At 42.7% G+C, this 26697-nt stretch carries 24 protein-coding genes; 23 read left to right on the forward strand and 1 reads right to left on the reverse strand.

Annotated elements, in window-relative coordinates; all coding sequences use genetic code 11:
- The first annotated feature begins 144 nt into the window (after positions 1-144).
- The 10 genes from IGI82_RS01620 (at position 145) to spx (ending at position 12364) form a co-directional block, all read left to right on the forward strand.
- Positions 145-1506, forward strand: a complete 1362-nt coding sequence (locus IGI82_RS01620; protein WP_010748638.1) for a citrate/2-methylcitrate synthase — start codon at positions 145-147, stop codon at positions 1504-1506.
- Positions 1507-1822: 316 nt separating this feature from the next.
- Positions 1823-2782: an ABC transporter permease gene (locus tag IGI82_RS01625; protein WP_087626793.1), complete on the forward strand. Its 960-nt coding sequence runs from the start codon at positions 1823-1825 to the stop codon at positions 2780-2782.
- A gap of 9 nt (positions 2783-2791) precedes the next feature.
- Positions 2792-3679 (forward strand): carbohydrate ABC transporter permease, encoded by an 888-nt coding sequence (locus IGI82_RS01630; protein ID WP_016609205.1) that lies wholly within the window; start codon positions 2792-2794, stop codon positions 3677-3679.
- A gap of 11 nt (positions 3680-3690) precedes the next feature.
- On the forward strand, positions 3691-5256 hold the full coding sequence (locus IGI82_RS01635; RefSeq protein ID WP_438841731.1) for a sugar ABC transporter substrate-binding protein: 1566 nt from the start codon (positions 3691-3693) through the stop codon (positions 5254-5256).
- A 62-nt stretch (positions 5257-5318) separates the two neighbouring features.
- Positions 5319-5966, forward strand: a complete 648-nt coding sequence (locus IGI82_RS01640; RefSeq protein ID WP_087626795.1) for a DUF624 domain-containing protein — start codon at positions 5319-5321, stop codon at positions 5964-5966.
- Positions 5967-6185: 219 nt separating this feature from the next.
- Positions 6186-7199 (forward strand): LacI family DNA-binding transcriptional regulator, encoded by a 1014-nt coding sequence (locus tag IGI82_RS01645; protein ID WP_086299007.1) that lies wholly within the window; start codon positions 6186-6188, stop codon positions 7197-7199.
- Between the two features lie 13 nt (positions 7200-7212).
- Positions 7213-9507, forward strand: a complete 2295-nt coding sequence (locus IGI82_RS01650; RefSeq protein ID WP_438841732.1) for a glycoside hydrolase family 65 protein — start codon at positions 7213-7215, stop codon at positions 9505-9507.
- Positions 9508-9730: 223 nt separating this feature from the next.
- Complete coding sequence (locus IGI82_RS01655) at positions 9731-11176, forward strand: peptidoglycan DD-metalloendopeptidase family protein (protein ID WP_338400948.1); 1446 nt, start codon at positions 9731-9733, stop codon at positions 11174-11176.
- A 286-nt stretch (positions 11177-11462) separates the two neighbouring features.
- Positions 11463-11864: an Asp23/Gls24 family envelope stress response protein gene (locus tag IGI82_RS01660; protein ID WP_005227156.1), complete on the forward strand. Its 402-nt coding sequence runs from the start codon at positions 11463-11465 to the stop codon at positions 11862-11864.
- A gap of 50 nt (positions 11865-11914) precedes the next feature.
- Complete coding sequence (spx, locus tag IGI82_RS01665; protein WP_010748641.1) at positions 11915-12364, forward strand: transcriptional regulator Spx; 450 nt, start codon at positions 11915-11917, stop codon at positions 12362-12364.
- A gap of 148 nt (positions 12365-12512) precedes the next feature.
- Here the strand turns inward: spx and rpsD are convergent, their stop codons facing one another.
- A complete protein-coding gene (gene rpsD / locus IGI82_RS01670; protein ID WP_005227158.1) occupies positions 12513-13124 on the reverse strand; it encodes a 30S ribosomal protein S4 in 612 nt (203 codons plus the stop codon).
- 367 nt (positions 13125-13491) lie between these two features.
- Here rpsD and IGI82_RS01675 point away from each other — a divergent pair, with 367 nt between their 5' ends.
- The 13 genes from IGI82_RS01675 to ruvB all read left to right on the forward strand — a co-directional run bounded on the left by IGI82_RS01675 (position 13492) and on the right by ruvB (position 26368).
- Positions 13492-14289: a formate/nitrite transporter family protein gene (locus IGI82_RS01675; protein WP_005227159.1), complete on the forward strand. Its 798-nt coding sequence runs from the start codon at positions 13492-13494 to the stop codon at positions 14287-14289.
- Positions 14290-14506: 217 nt separating this feature from the next.
- Complete coding sequence (locus IGI82_RS01680; RefSeq protein WP_005227160.1) at positions 14507-15283, forward strand: Cof-type HAD-IIB family hydrolase; 777 nt, start codon at positions 14507-14509, stop codon at positions 15281-15283.
- A gap of 118 nt (positions 15284-15401) precedes the next feature.
- Positions 15402-15824, forward strand: coding sequence for a methylglyoxal synthase (locus IGI82_RS01685; RefSeq protein ID WP_008376307.1), 423 nt, complete (start codon positions 15402-15404; stop codon positions 15822-15824).
- A gap of 37 nt (positions 15825-15861) precedes the next feature.
- Complete coding sequence (pepT, locus tag IGI82_RS01690) at positions 15862-17097, forward strand: peptidase T (RefSeq protein ID WP_375826435.1); 1236 nt, start codon at positions 15862-15864, stop codon at positions 17095-17097.
- 150 nt (positions 17098-17247) lie between these two features.
- Positions 17248-18045 carry a TIGR00282 family metallophosphoesterase gene (locus tag IGI82_RS01695; protein WP_010748642.1) on the forward strand — a complete coding sequence of 266 codons (798 nt, stop codon included), beginning with the start codon at positions 17248-17250 and terminating at the stop codon, positions 18043-18045.
- A 7-nt stretch (positions 18046-18052) separates the two neighbouring features.
- Entirely contained in the window at positions 18053-18442 is a 390-nt protein-coding gene (locus IGI82_RS01700; protein ID WP_010748643.1) for a YlbF family regulator, read from the forward strand.
- A complete protein-coding gene (gene mutS, locus IGI82_RS01705; protein ID WP_010748644.1) occupies positions 18426-20978 on the forward strand; it encodes a DNA mismatch repair protein MutS in 2553 nt (850 codons plus the stop codon). Before IGI82_RS01700 ends, mutS begins: the two co-directional genes overlap by 17 nt.
- A gap of 15 nt (positions 20979-20993) precedes the next feature.
- Complete coding sequence (gene mutL / locus IGI82_RS01710) at positions 20994-23102, forward strand: DNA mismatch repair endonuclease MutL (RefSeq protein ID WP_438841733.1); 2109 nt, start codon at positions 20994-20996, stop codon at positions 23100-23102.
- Positions 23099-23659 carry a Maf family protein gene (locus IGI82_RS01715; protein WP_438841734.1) on the forward strand — a complete coding sequence of 187 codons (561 nt, stop codon included), beginning with the start codon at positions 23099-23101 and terminating at the stop codon, positions 23657-23659. The genes mutL and IGI82_RS01715 overlap by 4 nt, the downstream gene beginning before the upstream one ends.
- A 2-nt stretch (positions 23660-23661) precedes the next feature.
- Positions 23662-24060, forward strand: a complete 399-nt coding sequence (locus tag IGI82_RS01720) for a GFA family protein (RefSeq protein WP_015508833.1) — start codon at positions 23662-23664, stop codon at positions 24058-24060.
- An 88-nt stretch (positions 24061-24148) separates the two neighbouring features.
- The gene (gene msrB / locus IGI82_RS01725; protein WP_008376288.1) at positions 24149-24580 is read left to right on the forward strand and encodes a peptide-methionine (R)-S-oxide reductase MsrB; all 432 of its coding nucleotides are present in this window, start codon (positions 24149-24151) and stop codon (positions 24578-24580) included.
- 181 nt (positions 24581-24761) lie between these two features.
- A complete protein-coding gene (gene ruvA, locus IGI82_RS01730) occupies positions 24762-25352 on the forward strand; it encodes a Holliday junction branch migration protein RuvA (RefSeq protein ID WP_005232405.1) in 591 nt (196 codons plus the stop codon).
- Positions 25353-25366: 14 nt separating this feature from the next.
- A complete protein-coding gene (gene ruvB / locus IGI82_RS01735) occupies positions 25367-26368 on the forward strand; it encodes a Holliday junction branch migration DNA helicase RuvB (RefSeq protein WP_005227171.1) in 1002 nt (333 codons plus the stop codon).
- The last annotated feature ends 329 nt before the right edge of the window (positions 26369-26697 follow it).

Genomic DNA, 26697 nt, shown 5'->3' on the forward strand with positions numbered 1-26697 from the left:
TTCATTTTCTCAACATCGTGCTATAATGTGTGAAAGTTTGTTAAAAAGCAACGATTTTATAGGATGACTATTTTAACGATGTTTGTATACGGTTAAATAACATTGAAGTCGATAGTTTGTAGAAAGATTGGAGGTAACATCACCGTGGAAAGATTAGAAAAGAAAGAGAAGATGTCCTATCTTGCATCGCAATGTCAGAAATACAATTTGATAGATGTGAATCTTTATTCAGAATATGATGTGAAACGTGGACTGAGGGATTTAAATGGCACGGGGGTCTTAGCAGGGCTTACGACGATCTCAACCATTTATCCAGAAAAAATCATTGCTGGCAAGCCGATTGAAGCTTGTGGCGAGCTGCGTTATCGCGGAATTGACATCAACGAGTTAGTTGCAGGGTTCGTCAATGAAAAACGCTTTGGCTTTGAAGAGGTTGCATATTTATTACTTTTCGGCGAACTGCCAAACAAAACAGAACTTGCGGCCTTTCATTGCCTATTAGCAGAAAAACGTACATTGCCGACCAATTTTGTTCGTGACGTCATTATGAAAGCACCTTCTTCTGATATCATGAATAGCTTATCTCGCAGTATCTTGACACTGGCAAGTTACGATCCACAAGCAGATGACATCAGCATTGAAAATGTATTGGAACAAAGTCTGATGCTGATCAGTGTCTTTCCGCTCTTGGCAATTTACGGCTATCATGCCTACAATCATTACAATCAAGGGGAGAGTATGTATATCCACCGCCCGACCGAAGAGTTGAGTACAGCTGAAACGATTTTGACTATGCTACGTCCAACGAAAGAATATAGCTTCCAAGAAGCCCAAACATTGGATATGGCACTGGTTTTGCATATGGAACATGGCGGCGGGAATAATTCGACCTTTACGACACGAGTCGTTACCTCCAGTGGGACGGATACCTATTCAACGATTGCTGCAGCGCTAGGTTCTTTGAAAGGGCCTAAACACGGTGGTGCTAATATCAAAGTGACGGAAATGATGGGAGATTTGAAGCGCAACGTTGCTGACCTTACCGATGAACAGGCGATCCGCAGCTATTTGGAAGCAGTCTTAGATAAAGAAGCATTTGATCGTAAAGGATTGATTTATGGCATGGGCCACGCGGTATACAGCGACAACGATCCCCGTGCGGCGATTTTTAAAAATTATGTGGCAAAACTGGCCCAAGAAAAAGGATCAGAAGCTTGGCAAGAATATCAATTGTATACGATGGTCGAACGTATTGCTCCTCAAGTCATCAATGAAAAGCGCAAAATCTACAAAGGAGTCAGTGCCAATATCGACTTTTTCAGCGGGTTTGTTTATAACATGTTGGATCTGCCAGAAGAACTGTATACACCAATGTTTGCTATCGCGCGGATCGTCGGCTGGTCCGCCCATCGGATCGAAGAGCTGGTCAACGCACAAAAAATCATGCGTCCCGCCTACAAAGAAGTGTCAAACGATCGGGAATATATCGATATAGAGTCAAGATAGATCAAAACAGCAGGGAGGAAGCTCGCTGCTGTTTTTGTTTTGTTCAAAATCCTAGTGCTTATACGACCATCCAATTACTCAGAAGAAGTTTGTTGTTTTTTATTAATGAAAGCGTTGACAACGAATAAGTTTAACGTTAAACTTTGTCTTATAGTTTAACGTTAAACCTTCAAGAGACAGACTAAAAAATTGATTCACTTCTAAGTAAAAAACAATCAGGATACGTGGCCAATGATTGTTTTACATTCGTTCTATAGTAGACGAAAGGCTATTTGGAGGAGTAGTTACTTTTTTCCTATCTCTACCGTAAAAAAAAATGAAAAGAATGATTTTCTTTGTAGGAGGGTTACATGTGCAAAAAAAAAGCAACGCAAGTTTTCACAAGAATAAAATGAAAAATAGTCTTTCTTTGTACGTCTTATTAGCGCCAGCTTTGATTTTATTAGTCATATTCACTTATATTCCAATGTATGGTTTAGTAATTGCATTTAAAGATTACACCCCATCACTGGGTATTTTTGGAAGTCCGTGGGTTGGTTTTAAGCATTTTTCTCAATTTTTTAATTCGTTCCAATTTGGAGTAACCCTTAGAAATACGCTAACTATTTCCCTCTACAGTATGATTGTCGGCTTTCCATTGCCAATTGCATTAGCAATTCTTTGCAATCAAATTCGTGTAGAAAAATTCAAGAAGTTTTTCCAAGTCACCACCTATTTACCTCACTTCATTTCTACAATGGTTATGTGCGGGATGTTGATCTTGTTTCTATCACCTACCAATGGTTTGATTGTCAACCTCATGCGGCTTGTTGGCATAGAATTGCCTTCCTTGCTTTCTCAGCCAGGAAGTTTTGCAAGCGTATACGTTTGGAGTGATGTCTGGCAACATGTTGGGTGGGACAGCATTATTTATCTAGCGGCTTTATCAGCGATCGATCCCACTTACTACGAAGCTGCGACTATGGATGGTGCCACAAGACTACAAAAAATCAAGCACATTGATTTACCACTGATTCTTCCCACCGCAATGATCTTGCTTATATTAAGAGCAGGCAGTTTATTGAGTGTTGGGTTTGAAAAAGTGTTGCTGTTACAAAATGCCTTGAATTTAGCAGGAAGTGAAATTATCTCCACATATGTTTATAAAGTAGGGTTAATAAACTTTCAATATAGTTATTCAACTGCTATCGGCTTATTTAATACAGTGATCAATATAATTATATTGATCTTAGTGAATGCATTGTCGAGGCGCTTGACGAAAACTGGGCTGTTTTAGGAGGAGATTATGAAAAAAAGTAAAAAAACTGGTTCTGAAAGGATATTCGATTTCTTTGTTTATGGGGTAGCCATTTTGTTGATCCTTCTAATCATTTATCCGCTTTGGTTTGTGATCATTGCTTCCTTTAGTGATCCAGCGGATGTCGGGAATGGAAATGTTTGGTTGTGGCCAAATGAATGGCGATTAGATGGGTATATCCGCTTGTTTGAGCAGAGCTTATTCTGGCGAGGCTACTTGAATACCATTTTATATACCATCGTAGGAACCGCTGTCGCATTATTCGTTAATATCCCCGCTGGTTATGCCTTATCTAGAAAAGATTTGCACGGTAGGAAATGGCTGGCTTTATTGTTTATTATTCCCATGTTCGTTTCGGGCGGCTTGATCCCGATTTACTTAACGATCAAGAATGTCGGTCTCTTAGATACGTTTTGGGTAATGGTCATTCCTTTTGCAGTATCTAGTTACAATATCATCGTAGCTAGAACATTCTTCAACAATAGTATTCCTGCTGGTTTATGGGAAGCAGCTCAAATTGATGGTTGTGGAACGATCCGTTATTTCTTTAGCATGGTGTTACCACTTTCAAAAGCGATATTGGCTGTTATCGGTTTATGGACAGCAGTTGGTATTTGGAACTCGTGGTTCAATGCATTGATTTATTTGACCAATGACAATCTACAACCACTGCAATTGATACTTAGACGATTACTAATAAGTAATCAACTACTACAAACACAAGCAACCGGAGAACTTGCATCTGAGCTAAGAGCAACGGCAGACATGATGAAATATGCAGCAATTGTCGTATCAACAGCACCAATTATGATGTTATACCCGTTTTTACAAAAGTATTTTAATCAAGGTGTCATGATCGGCGCGTTGAAAGAATAAAAAATGGAGGAATGATGATGAAACAGTTTAAATGGAGGTATTTGTTTTGTTCTTTAGGAATTTTAGGGATGATGACTGGCTGTGGAAATGAAGGAGCCGTAGAGGAGCAAGGAAGTGACACGAATCAATTTAAAATCACCACTGTTCGCTGGTCAGACTGGGGAGATGATTTTACAAAAGGCTTTTTAGAAGAAGCAGAAGAAAATGCAGGGATTCAAATCGAATGGGATATTCATCTTTCAGCAGATTGGGGTGAGAGAAAGTCTGTATTGATGGCTGGGGGCGATTTGCCAGATGCCTTTTTAGGATCGATCACCTTTAATGATGCTGAAATAGCACAAAACCAAGATGTGTTTATTCCATTAGAAGACTTGATTGCAGAAAACATGCCTAATCTTACTCGCATCATGTCGGAAGATCCAAAAATTAAAGCAATGATTACATCACCAGACGGGCATATCTATAGCTTGCCGAAAAAATTACCAATGCGTCCGCTCATTGCGAACCAACTATTTATCAATCAAACATGGCTTGATAATCTTGGCTTGGAGATGCCTGATACCTATGAAGATTTTATTGATGTCTTAATAGCTTTTAAAGAAGAGGACGCCAATGGTAATGGAGATGCAACGGATGAGATCCCGTATGGTGTCGGAAACTTTAGTGAAACCTTCTCCTTCATTTTACCGTTTAACAATCGGCTTGGAGCTGACAATACGTACGAAATGTCAATGAAGGATGGAAAACCAATCTACTTACGCATGGAAGAAACCTATCGTGATGGCATTGCTTGGATGAGTGAGGCGTATCAAGCTGGCTTAATTGATCCAGAATTGTTTACCCAAGATACATCCATGAGTGATGCGAAACGAATGAATAAAGATACCGCTCTTGTAGGGGTGGCTGCTGGATGGACGGCGGATGCAACGTTTGGCTTACATGCTGAGGAGTATGTTGCACTACCACCATTGAAAGGACCAGATGGACAACGCTATGTCATATCCGATCCAGATCATTATAACTACGGTCGGAATGAGTTTATGATAACAACGAGTTGTGAAAATCCTGCTGCGCTCTTAAAGTGGGCTGATCAATTCTATACAGATGATGCAAGCATTCAAACCTTTTATGGCTCATTTGGTGTTGGTGTTGAGAAAAACGGGGACCAGTATACAGTTTTACCACCACAGGATGGGAAATCAGCGGATGAATGGGCTTGGATCAATTCATTGCGCGATTTTGGACCAAAATATGTGGATGATCAATTTAATGAGCGTGTGACGATTGATGAAACACAAGGGGATGGATTGAAATTGATTCTTGATAGTGAAATCAATCAATACGTCCAACCTGCATTTCCGAATGTGATTTACTCGCAAGAAGAATTGGCTCGGTTGTCAGCACTTTATGTAGATATTAGTTCTTATGCTTCGCAAATGGCTGCCAAATGGGTAGTAGAAGGCGGAATTGAAGAAGAATGGGAGAGCTATCTGGAACAATTGAACGCAATGGGGATCGAAGAGTTTATGGGGATCCAAAATGATGCCTTTGATCGATACTCAGCAATTATAAATTAGATCGTGCGGGCTGAAGTAGAAATACTGCTTCAGCCTTCCTATTCTAGGTGAAAGGAGTATACATGAAAACTTTGTTTCGATTTGATACGCCATTGATGAAAGGATTAACAAGGATTACCGATATATGCTTGCTTAATGGCTTATTTCTTCTTACTAGTCTGCCGATCCTTACAATCGGCGTCTCTTTGACAGCCATGAACACTTGTTGGCAAAAAATACTGGCGGGCCAAGAAGAAGGGCTTGTGCGACACTACTTTTCTACGATAAAAAGGGATTTTTTTGAAGCAACAATTATTTGGTTAGGTATTCTTTTTTTTACAACGATCTTTTCACTCAATTTCTATTTGTTTACCCTTCAAGCTATAGTCTTTAGGGTGATTGGCTTAGCCATTTTATTCCCTTTCATCGTCTGTCTCTTATTATTGTTTGTCATGCTATTTTCTTATATTGGTAGATATGAAGATGGTGTGTGGCGTAGTATCAAGAATTGTTTGCTGATAGCGATTCAAAATGGGAAGCAAGCGGGTTTGCTGTTGCTCTTTAATAGTATGATGATGTATTTTAGCTTGAGTAGTCCCGAAAGATTGTTGACTGCTATTTACGTTTATACGTTTGGTGGGTTCGCCATGACTTCATTGATCAATAATCTGCTCTTAAAAAAAATGTATCAAAAGACTGAGCGAACCATCGCTGAACCCCAAGAAATTTGATGAGTTCGTAGTTAGCTAGAGACCTTGATCCATGTGCTGTGCCCCTTTGTCCTACAAAATAGAGAGCGTAAGAAGAACTCAAGGAGGAAAGAGTCCACTTTCTTAAATTGTCATTGTTCTAATAAAGGGTACCCATTCTTGTTGGCTATCCTTTGATTGATGCTTCTCGACAATGCGGTATAATAAGGAAAAACAAGTACTATCGAAAGGACAAAGCGCATGAGGATTACAATTAAAAAAATTGCAGAAGAAGCAGGGGTCAGTGTGACGACAGTCTCGAATGTTATAAATAAAAAAGCGCACCGTGTGTCCCAAGATAAGATAGAAATGATCGAAGGGATCATAAAAAAATATAATTATTCACCAAATATGAATGCACGAGCGTTAGTCAAATCTTCTTCTCGCTTAATTGGGGTACTGTATTTTTCAGATCAAAAAAATTTGGACTTTGCGGACCCTTTTGTGACAGAAGTTCTAGATGGCATACAGCGAGTGACAAAAGAGCACAGCTTTTTTACACTCGTCCATAGCGTGACCAAAACAGATGATATTGGAGAATTACAGAAAAATTGGAAATTTGATGGGTTTATTGCAGTAGGATTTAGTCAAGAATTATTTGAAGAAGTCAATCGGATTGTCCAGGTCCCAATCGTTTTCATTGATACGCATCTAGAGGATGAAGTGTTCAATCGAATCACGGACTATCCGAATAGTTTTTTTATTAATACGAATGATCAAAAAGCGGCATATGAAGCGACTGCCTTTTTACTTGAAAAGGGTCTGACTAAGATCGGCTTTTTGTCCTATGAATTTGATCAATCAAAGACATCGGTTATTCAACAAAGGTATCTAGGCTATCATCAGGCTTTGCAGGATTTTGGTATAAAGCTTGATGAGGGATTAGAGTATACAGAAGAACAACAAGCAACAATGATCAGCAGCATAGACAAGTTTCAAGCAGTGCTCGTTACAGCAGACTACTTAGCGATCAAGTTTATTCATAAATTAAAACAAGAAGCTATTTTTTATGAAAAGAAACTGTCGATCATCAGTTTTGATGATATCCGTTATGCAGCTTTAAATGATCCTCCATTAACTACGATCAGATTAGATCAGATTAAAAAAGGGGAAGCAGCCATGACTACCTTGGTCAATATCATTGATAACCATTCGAATGAACCGCAAATCACATTACTCAATGGGAAATTGATTGTAAGAAAAACAACATACTAGAAAGGAACGTGTTATGGGGAAAATTGCAGATAGATACTATACGGTTGATCCGTGGAGTGTTTCAGAAGAAGGGTTTGATAAAGAACGAAGTGAAGTGTCCGAATCGATCTTTTCTTTGGCAAATGAATATATGGGCATCCGAGGTTATTTTGAAGAAGGATATTCGGGAGAACGATTGCTAGGTAGCTACTTCAATGGAATCTACGAAAATAGCCCTAAGGAAAACCGCGTAAAGTATAAGGGGATCATTTCGAGGAGTCATTTTATGGTCAATGCGGTCGATTGGCTATATACCAGAATTTGGTGTGGTGAGGTGTTACTAGATTTAGCTTATTCAGATATCGAATCTTTTCAACGACGACTTGATCTTAGAACAGGTATCTTGACTCGTAGTTTTTATTGGAAACCTGAGAAGGATATCAAATTAAAGGTGACTTTTGTACGTTCACTAGATAGAGAAACGGTATCATTAGGGTATCAGCAGATCTCGTTAAAAGTCATTGAAGGTAGTCCATCCATCTCAATTTTGATGGGGATTGACTTTGCCACGAGCCATCTATCTGAAGGTCAAAATTTTTGGGTGGAACGAGAAAAAGAATCTTCAAATAGGCATGCGTTTTTAGCAGCAGAAACAAGAAGCACCAAGCAAACCATTTATGCTGGCTTTTCTTTATCCGCCACTGAGTCCCTCGACACGCAACTTGTGGAAAGGGATAAATTTATTGGCCGCAAGTTTAACGTTAAACTAGAAGAAGGGATGAACTTTCAAGTAAACCGAAATGCGGTAAATATTGCCGATAAAACCGGACTTGATTTAAATCAACTAAAACACCATTGTCTCACCGATCTGGAAAAAAGTCTTTCCTTTGATGAGATGGAACGAAAGAGTCGCACCTATTGGCAAAATGTTTGGGCTAAGGAAGACATCCAAATCGATGGTGATCCAAGTAATCAACAAGGGATTCGCTACTGCATCTTTCAGTTACATCAAACATACCATGGTCAAGATCCTAGTCATAATATTGGTGCGAAAGGGCTCACTGGTGAAGCATACGGTGGACATGCTTTTTGGGATACGGAAACTTCCTGCCTTCCTTTTTACTTATTGACAAATCTTGATGCTGCAAAAAATTTATTAGAATTTCGCTATCATACTTTGGCGGAAGCAAAAAAACGAGCACGCCAACTTGATTGCCAAGGAGCTTGTTATCCCATCGCTACATTGAATGGGAACGAAGCCAGCGATCTTTGGCAGCATGCCAGCCTTCAGTTTCAGCCAAGCACAGCTGTTGCTTATGGTATCTGGCACTACATGCAGGTAGCAAAAGATACAGAATTTTTGTATGGACACGGAATCGAAATGTTGATTGAAATTTCACGCTTTTTGGCTTCTAGAGGTGATTGGTCTCCAGAAGGTGAATTTGGCTTTTTTGGGGTGATGGGACCAGATGAATTTCAGATGATGGTAAATCACAACACGTATACAAATTATATGGCGAAAAGAACATTCGATTATACTATAGAAGTATTGAAAAAATTGAAAACGAGTGATGAAACTAGATATAGTACCTTTCTATCAGCGCATGGTTTGAGTGAAAAGGAGATTGGCTACTGGCAAATTTGTAGCAAAGAAATGCTTATTTTAAAAACGGAGTATGGTTTGTTTGAACAACATGATGGTTTTTTCAAATTGCCTCATGTGGATATCCGCTCGATTCCCGTCGAAGAGTTCCCGCTTTATGATCATTGGTCCTACGATCGAATCTATCGGAACAATATGATCAAACAACCAGATGTCTTAATGTTTCTTTTCTTGTATAACCAATCTTTTCCGAAAGCGGAAAAGCAAATCAACTATGATTATTATGAACCAAGGACGATTCACGAATCCTCGCTGTCACCTTCGATTCATTCTATTTTGGCGGCAGAATTAGGCATGGAAAATGAAGCTTATCATTTTTTTGAATTTGCCACTAGAATGGATCTAGATAATTTCAATCGTAATACTCGTGAAGGATTGCATATGACTTCGATTGCTGCAGCTTGGATGAATATCGTCTATGGATTTGGTGGCGTGAGAACTGATGGAGAAGGAATAAAAATAGCCCCCACAATTCCAGTAGACTGGAAAAAATATACATTCAAAATTACGTATAACCAATGTTTGATTGACGTGTCAGTCAACCATCAGTCAATCAAAATTTCGCTAATAAAGGGTAGTGGTATTCAACTACAAGTCTATCAAAAGAAACTGACGCTTACTCAAAACCCCATCGTCATTGAGCGAGCAACGAAAAGAATCGTCTGAATTTCTTAGCGCTCATTCGCATAAAAAACAACGGTGAAGAACAGCACCGTTGTTTTTTGTTTTTTTGCAAGCAAGAGGAACTTCTTGTGCGTAATTAAAGATAGGGAAGAGTAGCGAAAAATCAAGTTTTTCTCGTTTTTCATATAGGAATGCAAAAATTGATTACAAAGTTTCTTGCATTTTTTGTATGATAGAGGGAGGAATAAAGGAGGAAAGTTCACGAATGAAAATAAAAAAATGGATGGCGATTGCCATTATTACCAGTCAATTTTCAACAATGCTGCCAGTATCGGCTGCGGCATCTGTTTTGACGAACGAGTCTACTGCAGGTCAAAATACAGCTGAGTCAACGGTTCCGGGAGTGAACGGGCCAACCATGGGCTTGGTCCCTGAAGATGCCGCAACGGTACCAGGAGAAAACGGCGAAGTAGTTCCAGGAGAGTCAACACCTGCTCCTGAACAGCCAACACCAGAACCTTTGCCAGAACCAGAACCAACCCCGACACCAGAACCAACACCAGAACCAGAAGAGCCGACACCAAATCCTGATCCTGAGCCGAATCCAGAACCAGAACCAACACCTGAGCCGGCGCCAGAACCAGAAGAACCAGAACCAAATCCAGAACCAAATCCAGAACCAGAACCAGAGACAACACCAAATCCAGAGCCAGAATCAACACCAAGCCAGCCTTCGCCTGACATCAAAGAAGTACCGAATGTACCAGAGTTGACAGTAACGCCGCCGCAAGAAGATGAGCCAGCAAAATTTGAAGTCACGCCAGTCAAAGAAACGTGGGACTTTATTATGGAGATTGGAGAAGATGCTCGTAAAGTTGGACAAGAAGAAGATCTTTACGCATCGGTCATGATTGCCCAAGCGATTTTAGAGTCTGGCAGCGGAAGAAGCCGTCTGAGCCAGGAGCCTTTTTATAACTTATTTGGTATTAAGGGACTTTATGAAGGGAATGGGATTTCCTTCCAAACACAAGAAGACGATGGTTCTGGTAATTTATACACAGTTCATGCCACTTTTCGCCAATATGACAGCATCGAATCTTCTTTGAAAGATTATGCGAAATTGTTGAAAGAAGGATTGGACCACAATCCGAATTTTTATAAGGGTGTTTGGAAATCAGAAACGGAATCTTATGAAGACGCCACGGAATATCTGACCGGACGTTATGCATCAGATACACAATACAATGAGAAGCTGAATGCGCTGATCGAAGCGTATGCCCTGACGAGTTATGACAAAGAGAAACCAGAATTACCGACAGGCAGCGAAAAGATGATCTATCCTGTCAGCAATCCAGTTGTCTCCTCTGTCTTTGGTCCACGAGGCAATGGGTTTCATCGTGGAGTGGACTTCGCCGCACCACAAGGAACGCCAATCATGGCTAGTCTTTCAGGAACGGTGATCCGCTCAGAATATCATTCTTCATGGGGAAATTATGTTGCCATCGAGCACAAAGATGGGCTGACGACATTGTATGCCCACAATCATCGCAATTTAGTGGAAGTCGGTCAAACGGTCGAACAAGGCGAGGTGATTGCTTCTATGGGAAGTACGGGGAACAGTACAGGCCCGCACTTGCATTTTGAAGTCAGTCTTTCACCAAGTTTAGCGCGACACCAACTGATTGATCCGTTGGAAGTTTTGTCAAAATAACACGAAAAAAAGAGAGCGTTGTAGATGCTTTCTTTTTTTTTGTCAAGAAAAACGAATCATTTCAGGAAAATTATGCTTTGAGATTTTTTTAGCGCATTCATTTTATCTTGCACGATAAATTTATTCCGAAAACAAGTGTTTTTCTTTGTAAAAAAAACAAAAAGAATTTATGCTAGAAAGGTAGGGAAAAAAATTCCTAAGAGGAATGTCCACTTTAGACAAGGTCGTGTATGCGACTTTGCGATGTCTCTAGTATCCTTTCTTATTTAACCAAGGAGTGTGAAAAATGACTGACGATCAGCAAACAACGAATGTGTCTAATGAAGCAGCGCAAGCAAGTCCACTGTCCTTTGAAGAGAAAGTCATTGAAACAATTGTTGGTGTCGCTTTGCAGTCAATTGATGGCTTGATTAGTGTAAATGGCAGATTTCTTTCAGATATGACCGAAAACCTTGAAGAACAGCCGCAAGTCGCTTCTGGCATTGATGTGGAAGTTGGCAAAGAAGAGGTTGCAGTTGATTTGGAAGTAATCGTGGCTTACGGCAAAGATATCCCCAAACTCTTTGCGCAAGTCCAAGAAGTGGTCTTAGAAGAAATTAGCCGCTTGACTTCTTTGAAAGTCAAAGAGATCAATATTCGAATCGCCGATATCGTCAAACAGGAAACGATCGATCAAATCGAAGGTTGAGCACCAAACAAAAAATCGAAGTACATCAAAGAGAAAGGAAGAATGAACAAATGATATCACTATATACAACACCCAGCTGTACGTCATGTCGTAAAGCCCGTGCATGGTTGACCGAAAATGAACTGCCATTTAAAGAGAGAAACATTTTTAGCGATCCATTAAATAGTGATGAACTAATGGAGATTCTTTCTTTAACGAAAAATGGAACGGAAGACATTATATCTACTCGTTCAAAAGTGTACCAAAAGCTAGACATTGATTTAGAAGAGTTGAAGCTAGAAGAGTTGCTTTCATTGATCGAAAAATACCCGAACTTATTGAAACGACCAATTATCTTAGATGAGAACAAGCTCCAAGTGGGGTACAATGAAGAAGACATTCGTAAATTCGTGCCACGAAACTTACGTAAGATCATTTTCAAACGACGTCAAACAGAGCTGCTCATGTTTAATTATCGCCAAAAGCAAGAAGAAGGCGAATCTGTTGCGAACTTTATCTAAAATAGGAACAAAACCGGCAAATGAATACAGCGATGTATCATTGTCGGTTTTTTTGGTATTTTTTTAAGGGTCTTCTTAAAGGGATCCGTAAATCCGCTGAGTCCACAAAAAAACACGATTCCCAAAAGGAATCGTGTCGGTTGAAATCTTAAAGTTTTTGGTTGTAGAATTCAACGACTAGTGCTTCGTCAACTTCTGCAGACAATTCATCACGCTCAGGTAAACGAGTTAATGAACCTTCTAATTTTTCGCTATCAAAGCTTACAAATGACGCGCGGCCAGCTGTTGCTTCAACTGCTTCTTTGATTGTTGAGATGTTTTGTGATTTTTCACGAACGCTGATGACTTGTCCAACTTCAACGTGGTATGAAGGGATATCAACGCGTTTGCCATCAACTAAAACGTGACCGTGGTTTACTAATTGACGTGCTTGACGACGAGTAGTTGCTAAACCTAGACGGTAAACAACGTTATCTAAGCGTTGTTCTAGCAAGATCATGAAGTTAACACCGTGTTTACCTTCTTTGATTTTGCTTGCTTTGATAAACAATGTACGGAATTGACGTTCGTTCATGCCATACATATGACGCAATTTTTGTTTTTCAGTTAATTGCATGCCGTATTCTGATTTTTTGCCACGGCTGTTTGGTCCGTGTTGACCTGGAGCGTATGGGCGACGTGCCAATTCTTTTCCAGTTTCTGATAAAGAAATTCCTAAACGACGAGAAATTTTCCATGATGGTCCTGTATAACGAGACATAATTTAGTTCCTCCAATAAAATAGTTTGGAGTAAAATAATCCGTTGAAAAACTCACATTCGTGCAGTTCGTTCTTCAATCTTCACCTTTGCAGCCGCGGTTACGCAATTGCACCCGAGGGGCAACGAACTGGTGACGAGCTGTTATTTTCCTGCTGCATTATTTTACACAAGGAATAGTATACGACAAACTAGGGGCAAAAGTCAAGATGGAGCTGGCTTTGGATTTGATGAAAACAAAGCTTGAAATTTTTCATTAATTACTTATATTTTCAAATATCTCTTTACAAATCAGCATTTCGTCATTAGAATATGGAAGTATTGTGCAAATTATAACGAAGTGAAATTTTTCATAAAAGGAGTAGAAAAATGAATCCAGTATCCCCATTATTTGAGAAGATCGATTCATCCATAGAAAAGAAAATCGATTTGATCAAGAGTAGTTATTTGCGTTACGCTGTACGTGCGATGATGGCTTGTTTATTCTTGACCCTCGGAACAGCTATTGCTTTTGCGATCGCTATGAAAGGTGAATCAATGGTTCACGGGTTAGGAAAAATTTTGTATGCATTTATGTTTAGCTGGTCTTTAGTCATGATTCTTTATATGAACGCAGAATTAGGAACATCGAATATGTTGTATATGACTGTTGGGGTTTACCGTAAACGTCTAAGTATTCCTTTGGCATTGAAAATTTTGCTTACGTGTGTCTTGTTCAACTTGATCGGCGGGGTGATCTTCGGCTCGATCGTTGCGCTAACGGGACCTTTTCAAGGGCTGACCGCAGACAACTTTATGCTGACCTCGATCACTGCAAAATTAGAAAAATCCACTATCCAAATTTTAGTGGAAGCGATGTTCGCTAATATCGTGGTAAACACAGCCGTGTTGGTAAGCATGCGGATGAAAGACGATGCTGGAAAAGTCGCAGCAATCATTTTCATCATCTTCATCTTTGCTTTCTTAGGCTTCGAACACGTCATCGCTAACTTCCCAGCGTTTACCTTAGCTTTCTGGGCTTCAGGCGGACACTTGGCAGGCATGACTGTCGGCAGTGTGATCCATAATTTAGTTTTTGCCTTTATTGGTAACTATATCGGCGGTGGCTTGGTCATGGGACTTGGCTATGCATGGTTGAACAACTCAAAATCGACCTATGTCGACTAATCAGAGCCTACAAAAAGAAGCAGCGATGCTTCTTTTTTTCTTTTCTCTAACATTTCTCCAGGAAGAAGCTATCATCCCTTAACGGAGCGTTGAAATCAGCGGTCATTTGTGTTAAGAATAAGTATGTACGGTTTTTCTTGCTGTTTTTTGTAAAAATGACCGCAACCAAGACCAAAATCTTAGTTACTTCTTAATAGAAAGCGAGCCTTAACCTTTTATGAATCGGAAATTCTTTGCCTTTGATATTGATGGAACCTTGCTTGACTCGAACAAACAGCCACTAGACAGTACGCTAAAAGCCCTTGACCTTCTGCGAGATGCTGGCCATTTCGTGACCGTTGCCACTGGGCGCAGTCGTTTTCACGCCCAAGACATTATTCGTTCATTGTCCTTTGATAATTACATTTTATGTAATGGGGCAGCCGCCTTTCTTTCGCATCAGCAGGTGTATAAAAACTTACTCGATGAAACGCAATTGGCTGCTTTCGTGGCAGAAGCCCAAGAGCTTGGGATCGATACGGCCTTTGTCGGGATGGATACAGCGAAACGAGCGTCTTCGTTGGATATTGCTAAAATGGAAGCAGCGATGCATTCCTTTGGTGCCCAACTTCCTGAGTTGGACATGGACTTTCCTGAAGAAAAAGAAGTCTATCAAGCATTGGCTTTTTACGGAAAAGAGTATGAGCATTTCTTTGACGAGAAATACAGCAAACTGCGTTTTGTACGTTGGCATGAAAACAGTGTGGATGTCGTTCCAAAAGAAGGCTCCAAAGCAGCAACGATCCTGTGTGTCGCAGAACAATTAGGGATAGCGCAAGAAGATGTGATCTGTTTTGGTGATGGCCAAAACGATCGTGAAATGCTGACTGCCGCAGGTGTCGGTGTGGCAATGGGCAATGCGGTCCCTGAGATCCAACAAGTCGCAGATATGGTGACCGCTAGCAATGATGAAGATGGCATCTGGTTAGCCTTGAAAGAATTACAACTGATTTAAAAAGGAATCCTTTAGACATAGCACAGTCGATTTGCGGCATCTGTGCTATGTTTTTTTGTTTTTTCTCGGTCGCAAAGAAAATAAATTGGTACAATAGAAAAAAGGGGGAATGCAGCAAATGAAAATCGCATTGATTGCTCATGATCGAAAAAAGGATGTAATGGTAAAATTAGTGACTGCCTATCGAGAAATTTTAGCGCAGCATGAACTTTTCGCAACAGGAACTACGGGGAAGAGGATCGAAGAAGCAACCCAGTTGCCTGTCCACCGCTACAAATCAGGGCCGCTGGGAGGAGACCAGCAAATTGGCGCCATGATTTCGCAAGATGACTTGGACATGGTGATCTTTTTGCGCGATCCTTTAGCCGCACAACCCCATGAACCAGATGTAACGGCATTGATTCGCTTGTCAGACGTGTACGAGATTCCTTTAGCCACCAATATGGGAACGGCAGAGATCTTGCTGCGCGGCTTAGCAGCTGGCTTTGCTGATTTTCGACAAGTGATCCACGAAACGGACAATCGTCCCCTGTCGTTATAAAGATAGTAGAAGAATTGAAGAAAAAGGACGTGCAGAATTGAAAGCAATCTTAAAGGATTTTTTGACCTATGCAAAAATGAATACTCGCTCGGATGCCACGAGTCAGACCATCCCAACGACGCAGGGACAAGTTGAGTTGGCTCTTTTATTGAAAGATCAGTTGATCGAGATGGGATTAGCGGATGTTGCTTACTATGAAAAGAATAGTTTTGTGATCGGACGTCTACCTGGTAATCCTGAAAAAACGGCGATTGGCTTTATTGCCCATGTAGATACGGCAGATTTCGAAGCTGAAAATATTCAACCGCAGATCCATGAAAATTACGATGGCAAGGATGTTTGTTTAAATAAAGAAAAAGCCATTTATATGACAACTGCTGAATTTCCTAATCTCAAAGACTATGTCGGCGAAACGTTGATCACAACGGATGGAACGACTCTGCTGGGTGCAGATGATAAAGCTGGTATCGCAGAGATCATTGATGCGCTGCGGATCTTACAAACGATGGATGCGCATAAGCGTGGCGATGTCTGGGTCGCTTTTGGTCCTGACGAAGAGATCGGGACTGGCGCTGATCGCTTTGATGCGGCGGATTTTCCAGTAGCATTTGCTTACACGATGGACAGTGGTCGCGTGGGCCATATGGAGTATGAAACCTTTAATGCGGCTCGTATCGATATAACGATCGACGGTACGAGTGTGCATCCTGGGACTGCCTATGGTCGTTTGGTCAACGCCTTGAAAATCGCGCATCAAATCGATGATGCCTTACCAGCAGAGGAAGTTCCTGAACGCACCCGCGGGTATGAAGGCTTCTACCTGCTGCACAATTTGACGGGACATATTGGTCGAGCAGAAGTTTCTTATATCATTCGTGATCACGATCATACGCTTTTTGAACAGCGAAAAGCTAACATCGTGGGGATCATTGATGAACTGAACACAGCCTATGGGCAAGAACGTATCACCTATACGCTGTATGACCAATATTACAATATGGGGGATTTGATCAAGAAAGATCCCCGCAGTATCGAAGCTGCCCGAGCAGGGATGCAAGCGATTGGCGTGACGCCGATCGAAGCACCGTTTCGTGGCGGGACCGACGGCTCGAAAATCACCTATAAAGGGATCCCAACACCGAACTTATTTGTCGGCGGTGAAAACTTCCATGGCCAGTATGAATTTATTACCGTGGAAGCGATGGAAAAAGCCCGTGATTTGATCGTGGCGATCATAGAACACGTAGGACAAGAGGACACCACTGTTTCCTAAGAGAATTAAGCGACACGCTAGACTGATGCGAAAGAGTCTAGCGTGTTTTTTTGTCCTGCTGCAGGGAAGAACCGCAAGTGAAAGAACCTTTTTTTTCTGGACCAAAACCCTTATAATAGAAAAGAAGCTAAAAGAGAAGAGGAAAAATGTGTGCGGGTATTATTCATTGGAGATGTAGTTGGTTCATTAGGAAGAGAAACGATCACGGAGTACCTTCCAAAATTAAAAAAGGCGTATCGACCACAGGTGACGATCGCAAACGGCGAGAATGCGGCGGCGGGTCGTGGGATCACTGGTAAAATCTATAAGAAATTTTTGCAAGATGGTGTCGATGTCGTGACACTAGGCAATCATACATGGGACAACCGTGACATTTTTGAATTTATTGGCGATGCGAAGAAAATGATTCGTCCAGCCAATTTTCCAGAGGGAACACCGGGCGTCGGCATGGTATTTGTGAAAGTCAACACCATTGAATTAGCGGTAATCAACATGCAAGCTCGCTCGTTCATGGTAGACCTTGATGATCCGTTTCGCAAAATGGATGAACTGGTTGCGATTGCCCGCAAACGTACACCGTTTATCTTTGTGGATTTTCATGGGGAGACCACCAGCGAAAAACAAGCGATGGGCTGGTATTTGGATGGCCGAGTTTCGGCAGTCGTCGGCACGCATACCCACGTCCAGACCAATGATGCGCGGATTTTGCCCCAAGGAACGGCTTATTTGTCAGATGTCGGCATGACTGGTCCTTATGATGGGATCTTGGGGATGAAACGCGAACCAGTCATTGAAAAATTTTTGACGGCGTTGCCGCAACGGTTTGAAGTGATTGAAAAAGGCCGCAGTATTTTGTCGGCTTGCTTGCTTGAGATTGATGAAGCCACTGGTAAAGCAAAATCGATCCGTCCGATCCAAATCAGTGAAGATCGCCCATTTACAGAATAGGAGAAGCATGGAAGAGCAATTAGCCAAGGAACCACACGTTGCCCAAGAGCTGGCTGCTTTGCAAAGGCTCTTGTCTGATCATCCGATCGTTCAAGAATTTCAAGAAATTCAAGCACGAGCCTTGCAAAACCAAGGGCTATTGGAGCTGGAAGAAGCGCTGAAGCAAGCGCAAAAAGAAATCGTTCAATTTGAGCATTATGAGAAACCCGAAGCAAAAAAAGCTGCCGAGCAGCGTTATGCGTCATTGACAAACGAATACGAGCAGCATCCTTTAGTGGTTGCTTATCGCCAAGCGTTACTGCAAGCAGATGAATTGCTGCAATATGTCACGACGGAGATCCAAAAGAAAATGAATAAAGCCATCGAGGAGGATGAAACCAATGCCTCAAAAAACTAAAAATACCCCGATGATGGAACAGTATTTAAGCATCAAGGCTCAGTACCAAGATGCTTTTTTATTCTATCGTTTAGGGGATTTCTATGAATTATTTAATGAGGATGCTGTCAAGGCAGCACAAATTTTAGAACTGACGTTAACCAGCCGCAACAAAAATGCGGAGGAACCGATCCCTATGTGTGGGGTGCCTTACCACGCTGCCAGCAATTACATCGACACCTTGATCGAGCAAGGCTACAAAGTAGCGATTTGTGAGCAAGTGGAAGATCCAAAAACCACCAAAGGAATGGTCAAACGCGAAGTCGTTCAACTGATCACGCCGGGAACGGTGATGGACAGCAAAGGCCTATCCGCCAAAGAAAACAACTTTTTGACAGCTGTTTTGCAGCAAGGGGAGCGTTTTGGCTTTGCCTATGTCGATCTAAGTACCGGTGAATTAAAAGCAGCGCAATTGGAAGATGAAGAAGCTGTCGTCAATGAGGCCGCCGCTCTGCAAACGAAAGAAGTCGTTTTGTGCAGCGAGATCCCTGAGTCATTGCAAACAACACTGACCAATCGCTTGAATGTCGTGTTTTCTAAGCAAGAAACGTTGGAAGAAAATGCCGAATTTCAATTTTTAACAGAACCTCTCTCCCAAGAGTTAGAAAAAGTAGTCACAGGGAAGTTGCTAAGTTATTTGGCGATCACCCAAAAACGCAGTTTAGCGCATATTCAACAAGCCGTGGAATATCAGCCCGATCATGCCTTGAAAATGGATCATTATTCCAAATTCAACTTAGAATTGACGCAGTCGATTCGAACTGGCAAAAAACAAGGGACTCTTTTGTGGTTGTTGGACGAGACAAAAACCGCAATGGGTGGCCGTTTGTTAAAGCAATGGTTAGACCGTCCCTTGATCCAGCCAAAGAAAATCACTGCCCGCCAAGAAATGGTCCAATCGTTACTGGACAGTTTCTTTGAGCGAGCAGATCTGCAAGAAGCGTTGACGAAAGTCTATGACATGGAACGCTTAGTCGGACGGGTCGCCTTCGGAAATGTCAATGGCCGCGATTTGCTGCAGTTGAAATCTTCTTTGGAGCAAGTGCCTTTGATCGCGCAATTGCTGCAAGGCATCAACCGTGGCGAGTGGAATGACTTGCTGCTGGAATTAACGCCCCTAGATGATTTGGTTGCACTGATCGAAGCTGCGATCGATGAAGATGCCCCGTTACAGATTACGGAAGGCAACATTATCAAAGACGGGTTCCATCAACAATTAGATGAATACCGTACAGCGATGCGTAACGGCAAGCAATGGCTGGCGGAATTAGAAGCCAACGAACGCCAAGCGACGGGAGTCAAAAACCTGAAAGTTGGGTTCAACCGCGTTTTTGGCTATTACATTGAGATCACGAAAGCCAATCTAGTGAATTTAGATACCTCTCGCTACGAGCGCAAGCAAACGTTAGCCAATGCGGAACGGTTTATTTCCCCCGAGTTGAAAAAACTGGAGACTTTGATTTTAGAAGCCGAAGAGAAATCGGTGGATTTGGAATACCGCCTGTTTCTTGACGTCCGTGAAGAAGTGAAAAAGAGTATCACCCGTCTACAAAAGTTAGCCAAAGCCGTCAGTGCGGTCGATGTCTTACAAAGTTTCGCCACAGTTTCGGAACGCTACCAATACGTGCGGCCGACAGTAGCGAAAAAACGAGCGGTATCGATCATCGACGGCCGTCATCCTGTAGTGGAAAAAGTCCTTGGTCACCAAGAGTACATTCCGAATAGTATCGTGATGGATGAAGAAACAGAGATCTTGTTGATCACAGGCCCAAATATGTCTGGGAAAAGTACGTACATGCGGCAGTTTGCCTTGCTAGTCATTATGGCGCAGATCGGCTGTTTCGTACCCGCACAATCTGCAGAGATGCCGATTTTTGATCGGATCTTTACTCGCATCGGTGCCAGCGATGACCTGATCGCCGGTCAAAGCACGTTTATGGTGGAGATGATGGAAGCCAACCAAGCGCTGCGTCATGCAACGCCTAACAGCTTGATTTTGTTTGATGAGTTAGGGCGTGGGACTGCGACCTATGATGGGATGGCATTGGCACAAGCCATCATTGAATATATCCACAAAGAAGTTCATGCCAAAACACTTTTTTCCACCCATTATCATGAGCTGACGGTTTTAGATGAGGAATTGGCGCACTTGCGCAATGTCCATGTTGGTGCCGTTGAAAAAGAAGGCGAAGTCGTCTTCTTGCATAAGATGATGGAAGGGCCCGCAGATAAAAGCTATGGGATCCATGTAGCTAAAATCGCTGGACTGCCAAGTGCACTCTTACAGCGCGCAGCCACGATCTTAAAAGCGCTGGAAGAACATGAACCGACGGTACAACCAAAACCCGTCGTCGAAGAAAGTCAGCAGTTGTCGTTGTTTAGTGAAGTATCTACGGAAGAAATCGGCGTCATCGATCAATTGAAGAAATTGAATCTGTTGGAAATGACCCCGATGGATGCTCTGAATACATTGTACGAGCTGCAAAAACGAATTTAGAAAGAAGGTCAGCAGATGGGAAAGATCCAAGAGTTATCCGAACGTCTGGCGAACCAAATCGCGGCAGGAGAAGTTGTTGAGCGACCGGCTTCTGTCGTCAAAGAATTAGTTGAAAACGCCGTGGATGCCGGCAGTACCCAAATCGATATTTTTATTGAAGAAGCGGGCTTGCGTAAAATCCAAGTCATCGATAATGGCGAAGGAATTGCAGAAGAGGATGTCTTGACTGCCTTTAAACGCCACGCCACCAGTAAAATCCACAATCGGGATGACTTGTTTCGAATACGTACCCTCGGGTTTCGCGGGGAAGCTTTGCCTAGTATCGCTTCGGTTTCGATCCTCTCGATTGAAACGGCAGTCAAAGGCGCCCAACAAGGCTCCTTTGTACGCTTAAAAGGCGGCGCTGTTGAAGAGCATCTGCCTGCCAACTTGCGTCAAGGAACCAAGATCACTGTGGAAAACCTCTTTTACAATACACCGGCACGTTTGAAATATGTCAAGACGCTGCAAACGGAACTAGCGAACATCGGCGATATCGTCAATCGGATCGCCCTGAGCCACCCAGAAGTGGCTTTTCGTCTCGTTCATGAAGGCAATAAGATGTTGAGCACCACTGGAAGTGGGCAGTTAAAACAAACCATCGCAGGGATCTACGGGGTGGAAACCGCCAAAAAAATGATCGCGATCGATACTGAGGACCTCGACTTTAAAGCCACTGGCTTTGTGTCACTGCCAGAAGTCACCCGAGCCAGCCGCAACTATTTATCCACGATCATCAATGGTCGTTATATTCGCAATTTCGCTTTGAATAAAGCGATCGTTGCTGGGTACGGATCAAAATTGATGGTCGGTCGTTTTCCATTAGCTGTCCTTGAAATCAAAATGGACCCCTTATTAGTCGATGTCAACGTTCATCCGACTAAGCAAGAAGTTCGTTTGTCAAAAGAAGAAGAACTGACCAAGCTAATCAGTAAAGCTATCAATGAGGCGCTGCGGGAAATCAATTTGATTCCTAACGCCGCTGACAATCTGCGTTTCAAGAAAAAAGTTGCCGATCAGCCAAAAGCCCAGCAGCTTGGCTTGGAACTGGAGTCAGCAGGAAATTCGACTTCTGGGTTGTCTTATAATCGCGAAACCGGGAAATTTGAGGTTCAGGGCAGTACTTATCAACAGACTGTGGATAACTCTGTGGAAAAACCTGTGGAGGAAGGTGGAAAACTTCCAGAAATACCACAGGAATCTAGCGAAAACCTGTTGGAAGAAACCGAAGAAACCTTTCGCAGTTTGGAAGAGACGCTGCCAAATAAGCCTGTCCGAAAACCATTTGTGGAAGACCGGACGGAAACAAAAGCGCCGCTGCCAGAAGCGCCAGTCTTTCTCCCAGATGAGACGCCAGAGCTTACGGCGCAAGATCTGCAAAGTCAAGCGACTCTGCATCCTGAAATGCATGGGGATGACCGCAACTACCTAAAAACGGTCGAACGGTTGCTGGAAGAAGAACCAGCGAAGGAGCGTTTTCCCCAATTGGATTATTTTGGGCAGATGCATGGGACCTATTTGTTTGCCCAAAGCGAGGCGGGTCTATATATCGTCGACCAACATGCGGCGCAAGAACGAATCAAATATGAGTATTACCGCGAAAAAATCGGCGAAGTGACCAATGACCTGCAAGAATTGTTAGTGCCGATCGTTTTGGATTATCCCAACAGCGATGCACTGCAATTACAAGAACAAAGCGACAAGCTGGCAGAAGTCGGGATCCATCTGGAATCTTTTGGGACCAATAGTTTCATCGTCCGAGCGCACCCGACGTGGTACCCTAGCGGTGAAGAAGAAGCCATCATCCGCGAAATGATCGATATGTTATTGACGACAGGAAGTGTCAGTGTCAAAAAGTTTCGTGAAGCAACCGCGATCATGATGAGCTGCAAACGATCCATCAAAGCCAATCACTATTTGAATGAAGCACAAGCTAGGATCTTGTTGCAAGATTTAGCGAAATGCGAGAATCCCTTCAACTGTCCCCATGGTCGTCCGGTGCTGATCCATTTCACCAACAGCGACATGGAGCGGATGTTCAAACGGATTCAAGATCCTCATCGAGCAAGGAGTGGCATGGAATGATTATTTTGGCTTCACAGTCGCCGCGGCGCAAAGAATTATTAGCAGAGTTAGTCTCGGAATTTGCGGTCATACCAGCAGATATCGACGAGTCGGTCCGACCAAACGAAGCTGCGATCCCTTATGTCCAACGGATGGCAGCAGAAAAAGCGGCGGCTATTGCACAAACCAATCCTGAAGATCTGGTGATCGCGAGCGATACGACGGTCGTGGTGGATGAAGAAATCTTAGGAAAGCCAGTCGACCGTAAAGATGCTCGGTCGATGTTGCGAAAAATGAGCGGACGTACCCATTGGGTGCATACCGCCGTCGTTTTGCAAAAAGGCAAACAGCAACGCGAAGCAGTGGTTTCGACGGAAGTTGTGTTTCGTCCTTTGACGGATCAAGAGATCGATAAGTATCTTGTCTTAGATGAGTACCAAGACAAAGCGGGCGCCTATGGGATCCAAGGGGCAGCCAAAATATTTGTCTCATCGATAAACGGCGATTTTTATACGATCGTAGGGTTTCCTGTCGCTACGGTCTATCAGTTGTTGCAAGAGTTTACGGAGGAGGAATAAGGATGGATGTTTCTGGTAGTTGTCTTTGCGGCAAAGTCACGATCAACTTGACGGGAGTTGCGAAAGAAATTACGGTTTGTCATTGTAGTCTCTGCCAGAAATTTCACGGCGGACCGATGTTTGCGCTTGCGCCATGCGCTGAGGACCAGATAGCTCTTCAAGGAGCGAAGTGGCTGCGACGTTACGATTCTTCTGAGTGGGCACAGCGAGGATTTTGCAGTCAATGCGGCTCGAGCCTGTTCTTTTACCTCAAAGAAGCACACACCTATTTTTTTGCGGCTGGGTTGTTTGGCAATTTGCCAGAAGCTGTCTTAACCGAAGAAATCTATACAAAAGATCAACCGCATTTCTACCATTTTGCGGAACCAACGACTCGTTGGCAAAAGCTGCAAAACCCTTAAGCAATTTGAGCAAGTCATTTTACATTCGCTAAGAAAAAAGGCATGATAGAGCATACAGGATGAGTCTAGAGGAAAAGCAGGTGAAAAAATGACAGATAAAAAAGAATTAAAAGAAAAATTGTCGCCGATCGAATATGCGGTGACCCAAGAAAATGCAACCGAACGCCCCTTTACTGGCGAGTATGATGATTTTTATGAAAAAGGGATCTATGTTGATATCGTCAACGGAGAACCATTGTTTGCTTCTACTGATAAATATGACGCAGGTTGTGGCTGGCCGTCCTTTTCGAAACCGATCAGTCGCCAAGATATTCAAGAAAAAGCCGATTTTTCTCACGGCATGCATCGGGTAGAAGTCCGCAGCAAAGAAGCTGACTCTCATTTAGGACATGTTTTTTCAGACGGTCCTCAGGACAAAGGCGGTTTGCGCTATTGTATCAACTCGGCAGCATTGAAGTTCATCCCTTTAGCAGAAATGGATGAAAAAGGCTATGGCGAATTCAAATCACTCGTTGAGTAAGTATTAGGAACTGTGTGCGAAAAAAAGACGCAGCAGCATGTCTCGTTTGAAAAAATGCGACTGAAACAACGGTTTTTCCTCCGTTTGTTTCCTGCTAAGCCTTTTCCTTCGTTCACAGTCCTTTTTTTGCCCTCTCGTCTGTGCTACAATAAAGGGAACATATGTACAGAAAGGAAAGCACATGTACGAATATATCATAGGAAAAGTAACGGATATCTTTCCGGCGTATATCGTCGTTGAGACCCATGGCATCGGCTATCAGATCGCTTTTGGCAATCCGTATTCATTTAGCGGCAAGTTGAACCAAGAAGTAAAAATCTATCTGCACCAAGTGATTCGTGAAGATGCTCATAGTCTCTACGGCTTTGCCACGATCGAAGGCAAGCAGTTGTTTTTAAAATTGATCAGTGTCTCAGGTATTGGACCAAAGAGTGCGTTAGCAATCATGGCCAATGAAGACCATACAGGGTTGATCACGGCAGTCGAAAATGGGGACGTCAATTATTTGACTAAGTTCCCAGGTGTCGGTAAAAAGACGGCGCAGCAAATGATCCTAGACTTGAAAGGCAAAGTGGCTGAACTGGTTGGAGAAGAAGCGATCGTTCCTCTAAGCGTAGCAACGACTGCTTTAGATGAAGCGATGGAAGCCTTGAAAGCATTGGGTTATAGCGAAAAAGAAGTCAAGAAAGCCGAAAAACAATTAGCGGCGAATACCACAAAATCGACGGATGAGTACTTGCGGGAAGCTCTCCGATTGATGATGAAAAAGTAAGGAGCAAGTAGACGATGGATGAACGAATTGTTTCGCCAGAAAGCACAGAACAAGAAGAGATTATCGAAAAATCCTTGCGTCCGCAAACCCTTGCCCAATATATCGGACAAGACAAAGTCAAGCAGGAGCTTTCGATTTATATCCAAGCGGCGAAAAATCGAGAAGAGGCGTTGGATCATGTCCTCTTATATGGTCCGCCAGGCTTAGGGAAAACAACGATGGCAATGGTGATCGCCAACGAGATGCAGGTCCAAATCAAGACGACCAGCGGTCCTGCGATCGAAAAACCAGGGGATTTGATTGCGATCTTGAATGAGCTGCAGCCGGGGGATGTTCTGTTTATCGATGAGATCCATCGCTTGCCTCGTGTCGCCGAAGAAATGCTTTATTCGGCAATGGAAGATTTTTATGTGGATATCATGGTGGGGCAAGGGACAACGGCTCACCCAGTTCATTTTCCGCTACCGCCATTTACCTTAGTCGGCGCAACGACGCGGGCGGGGATGCTCTCGGCGCCACTACGGGATCGCTTCGGGATCATTTCTCATATGCAATATTATGAAGACCATGATTTAAAAGAGATCGTGCAGCGGACTGCGTCGATCTTTGAAACGGATATCGTGGAAGAAGGGGCGATCGAAATCGCCCGCAGATCCCGAGGCACTCCACGGATCGCCAACCGTTTGCTTAAACGAGTTCGCGATTATGCGCAAGTGCAAGCGGATGGGTTGATCGATCGCACCGTTGCTGACCAGGCATTGGCGCTTTTGGCAGTCGATCATGCTGGCTTGGATTATATCGATCAGAAATTGATCCGCACGATGATCGAATTGTATCAAGGCGGCCCGGTGGGATTAAGTACGATCGCTGTCAATATCGGGGAAGAAACCGAAACAGTGGAAGATATGTACGAACCGTTTTTGATCCAAAAAGGATTTTTGAAACGCACCTCGCGTGGGCGGATCGCAACGCCGTTAGCCTATGACCATTTTGGCTATCCCCAAAGAAGTGAATAGAACGAAGCAGCAATCAACGATGATTGCTGCTTTTTTGTGCTTTTGGTGAAACGTTTCTTTTTATTTTTTAATGATTTCTGTGAATTAATCGATGTTGAAAAAATACAATATTTGTGAAATTTGATTAAAAGGAAATGTTTGTAAAAATTATTTCTTCTGAAAAAGCTGATATAAAAGCTTTTATATTTGTGAGGAACCCAACAAAATTTGTGAAAAAAGAAAACCTGAAAAAAATAATTGGAAAGGCTTGCATTTTCGATTGGCAGCGGATATAATCTTTTTGTAGAAACGTTTCACCAAAGTGTGGAGATATACGTAGTGTTGCGAGG

This window comes from Enterococcus sp. AZ067, from assembly GCF_051715005.1.
GTDB lineage: Bacteria > Bacillota > Bacilli > Lactobacillales > Enterococcaceae > Enterococcus_D > Enterococcus_D casseliflavus.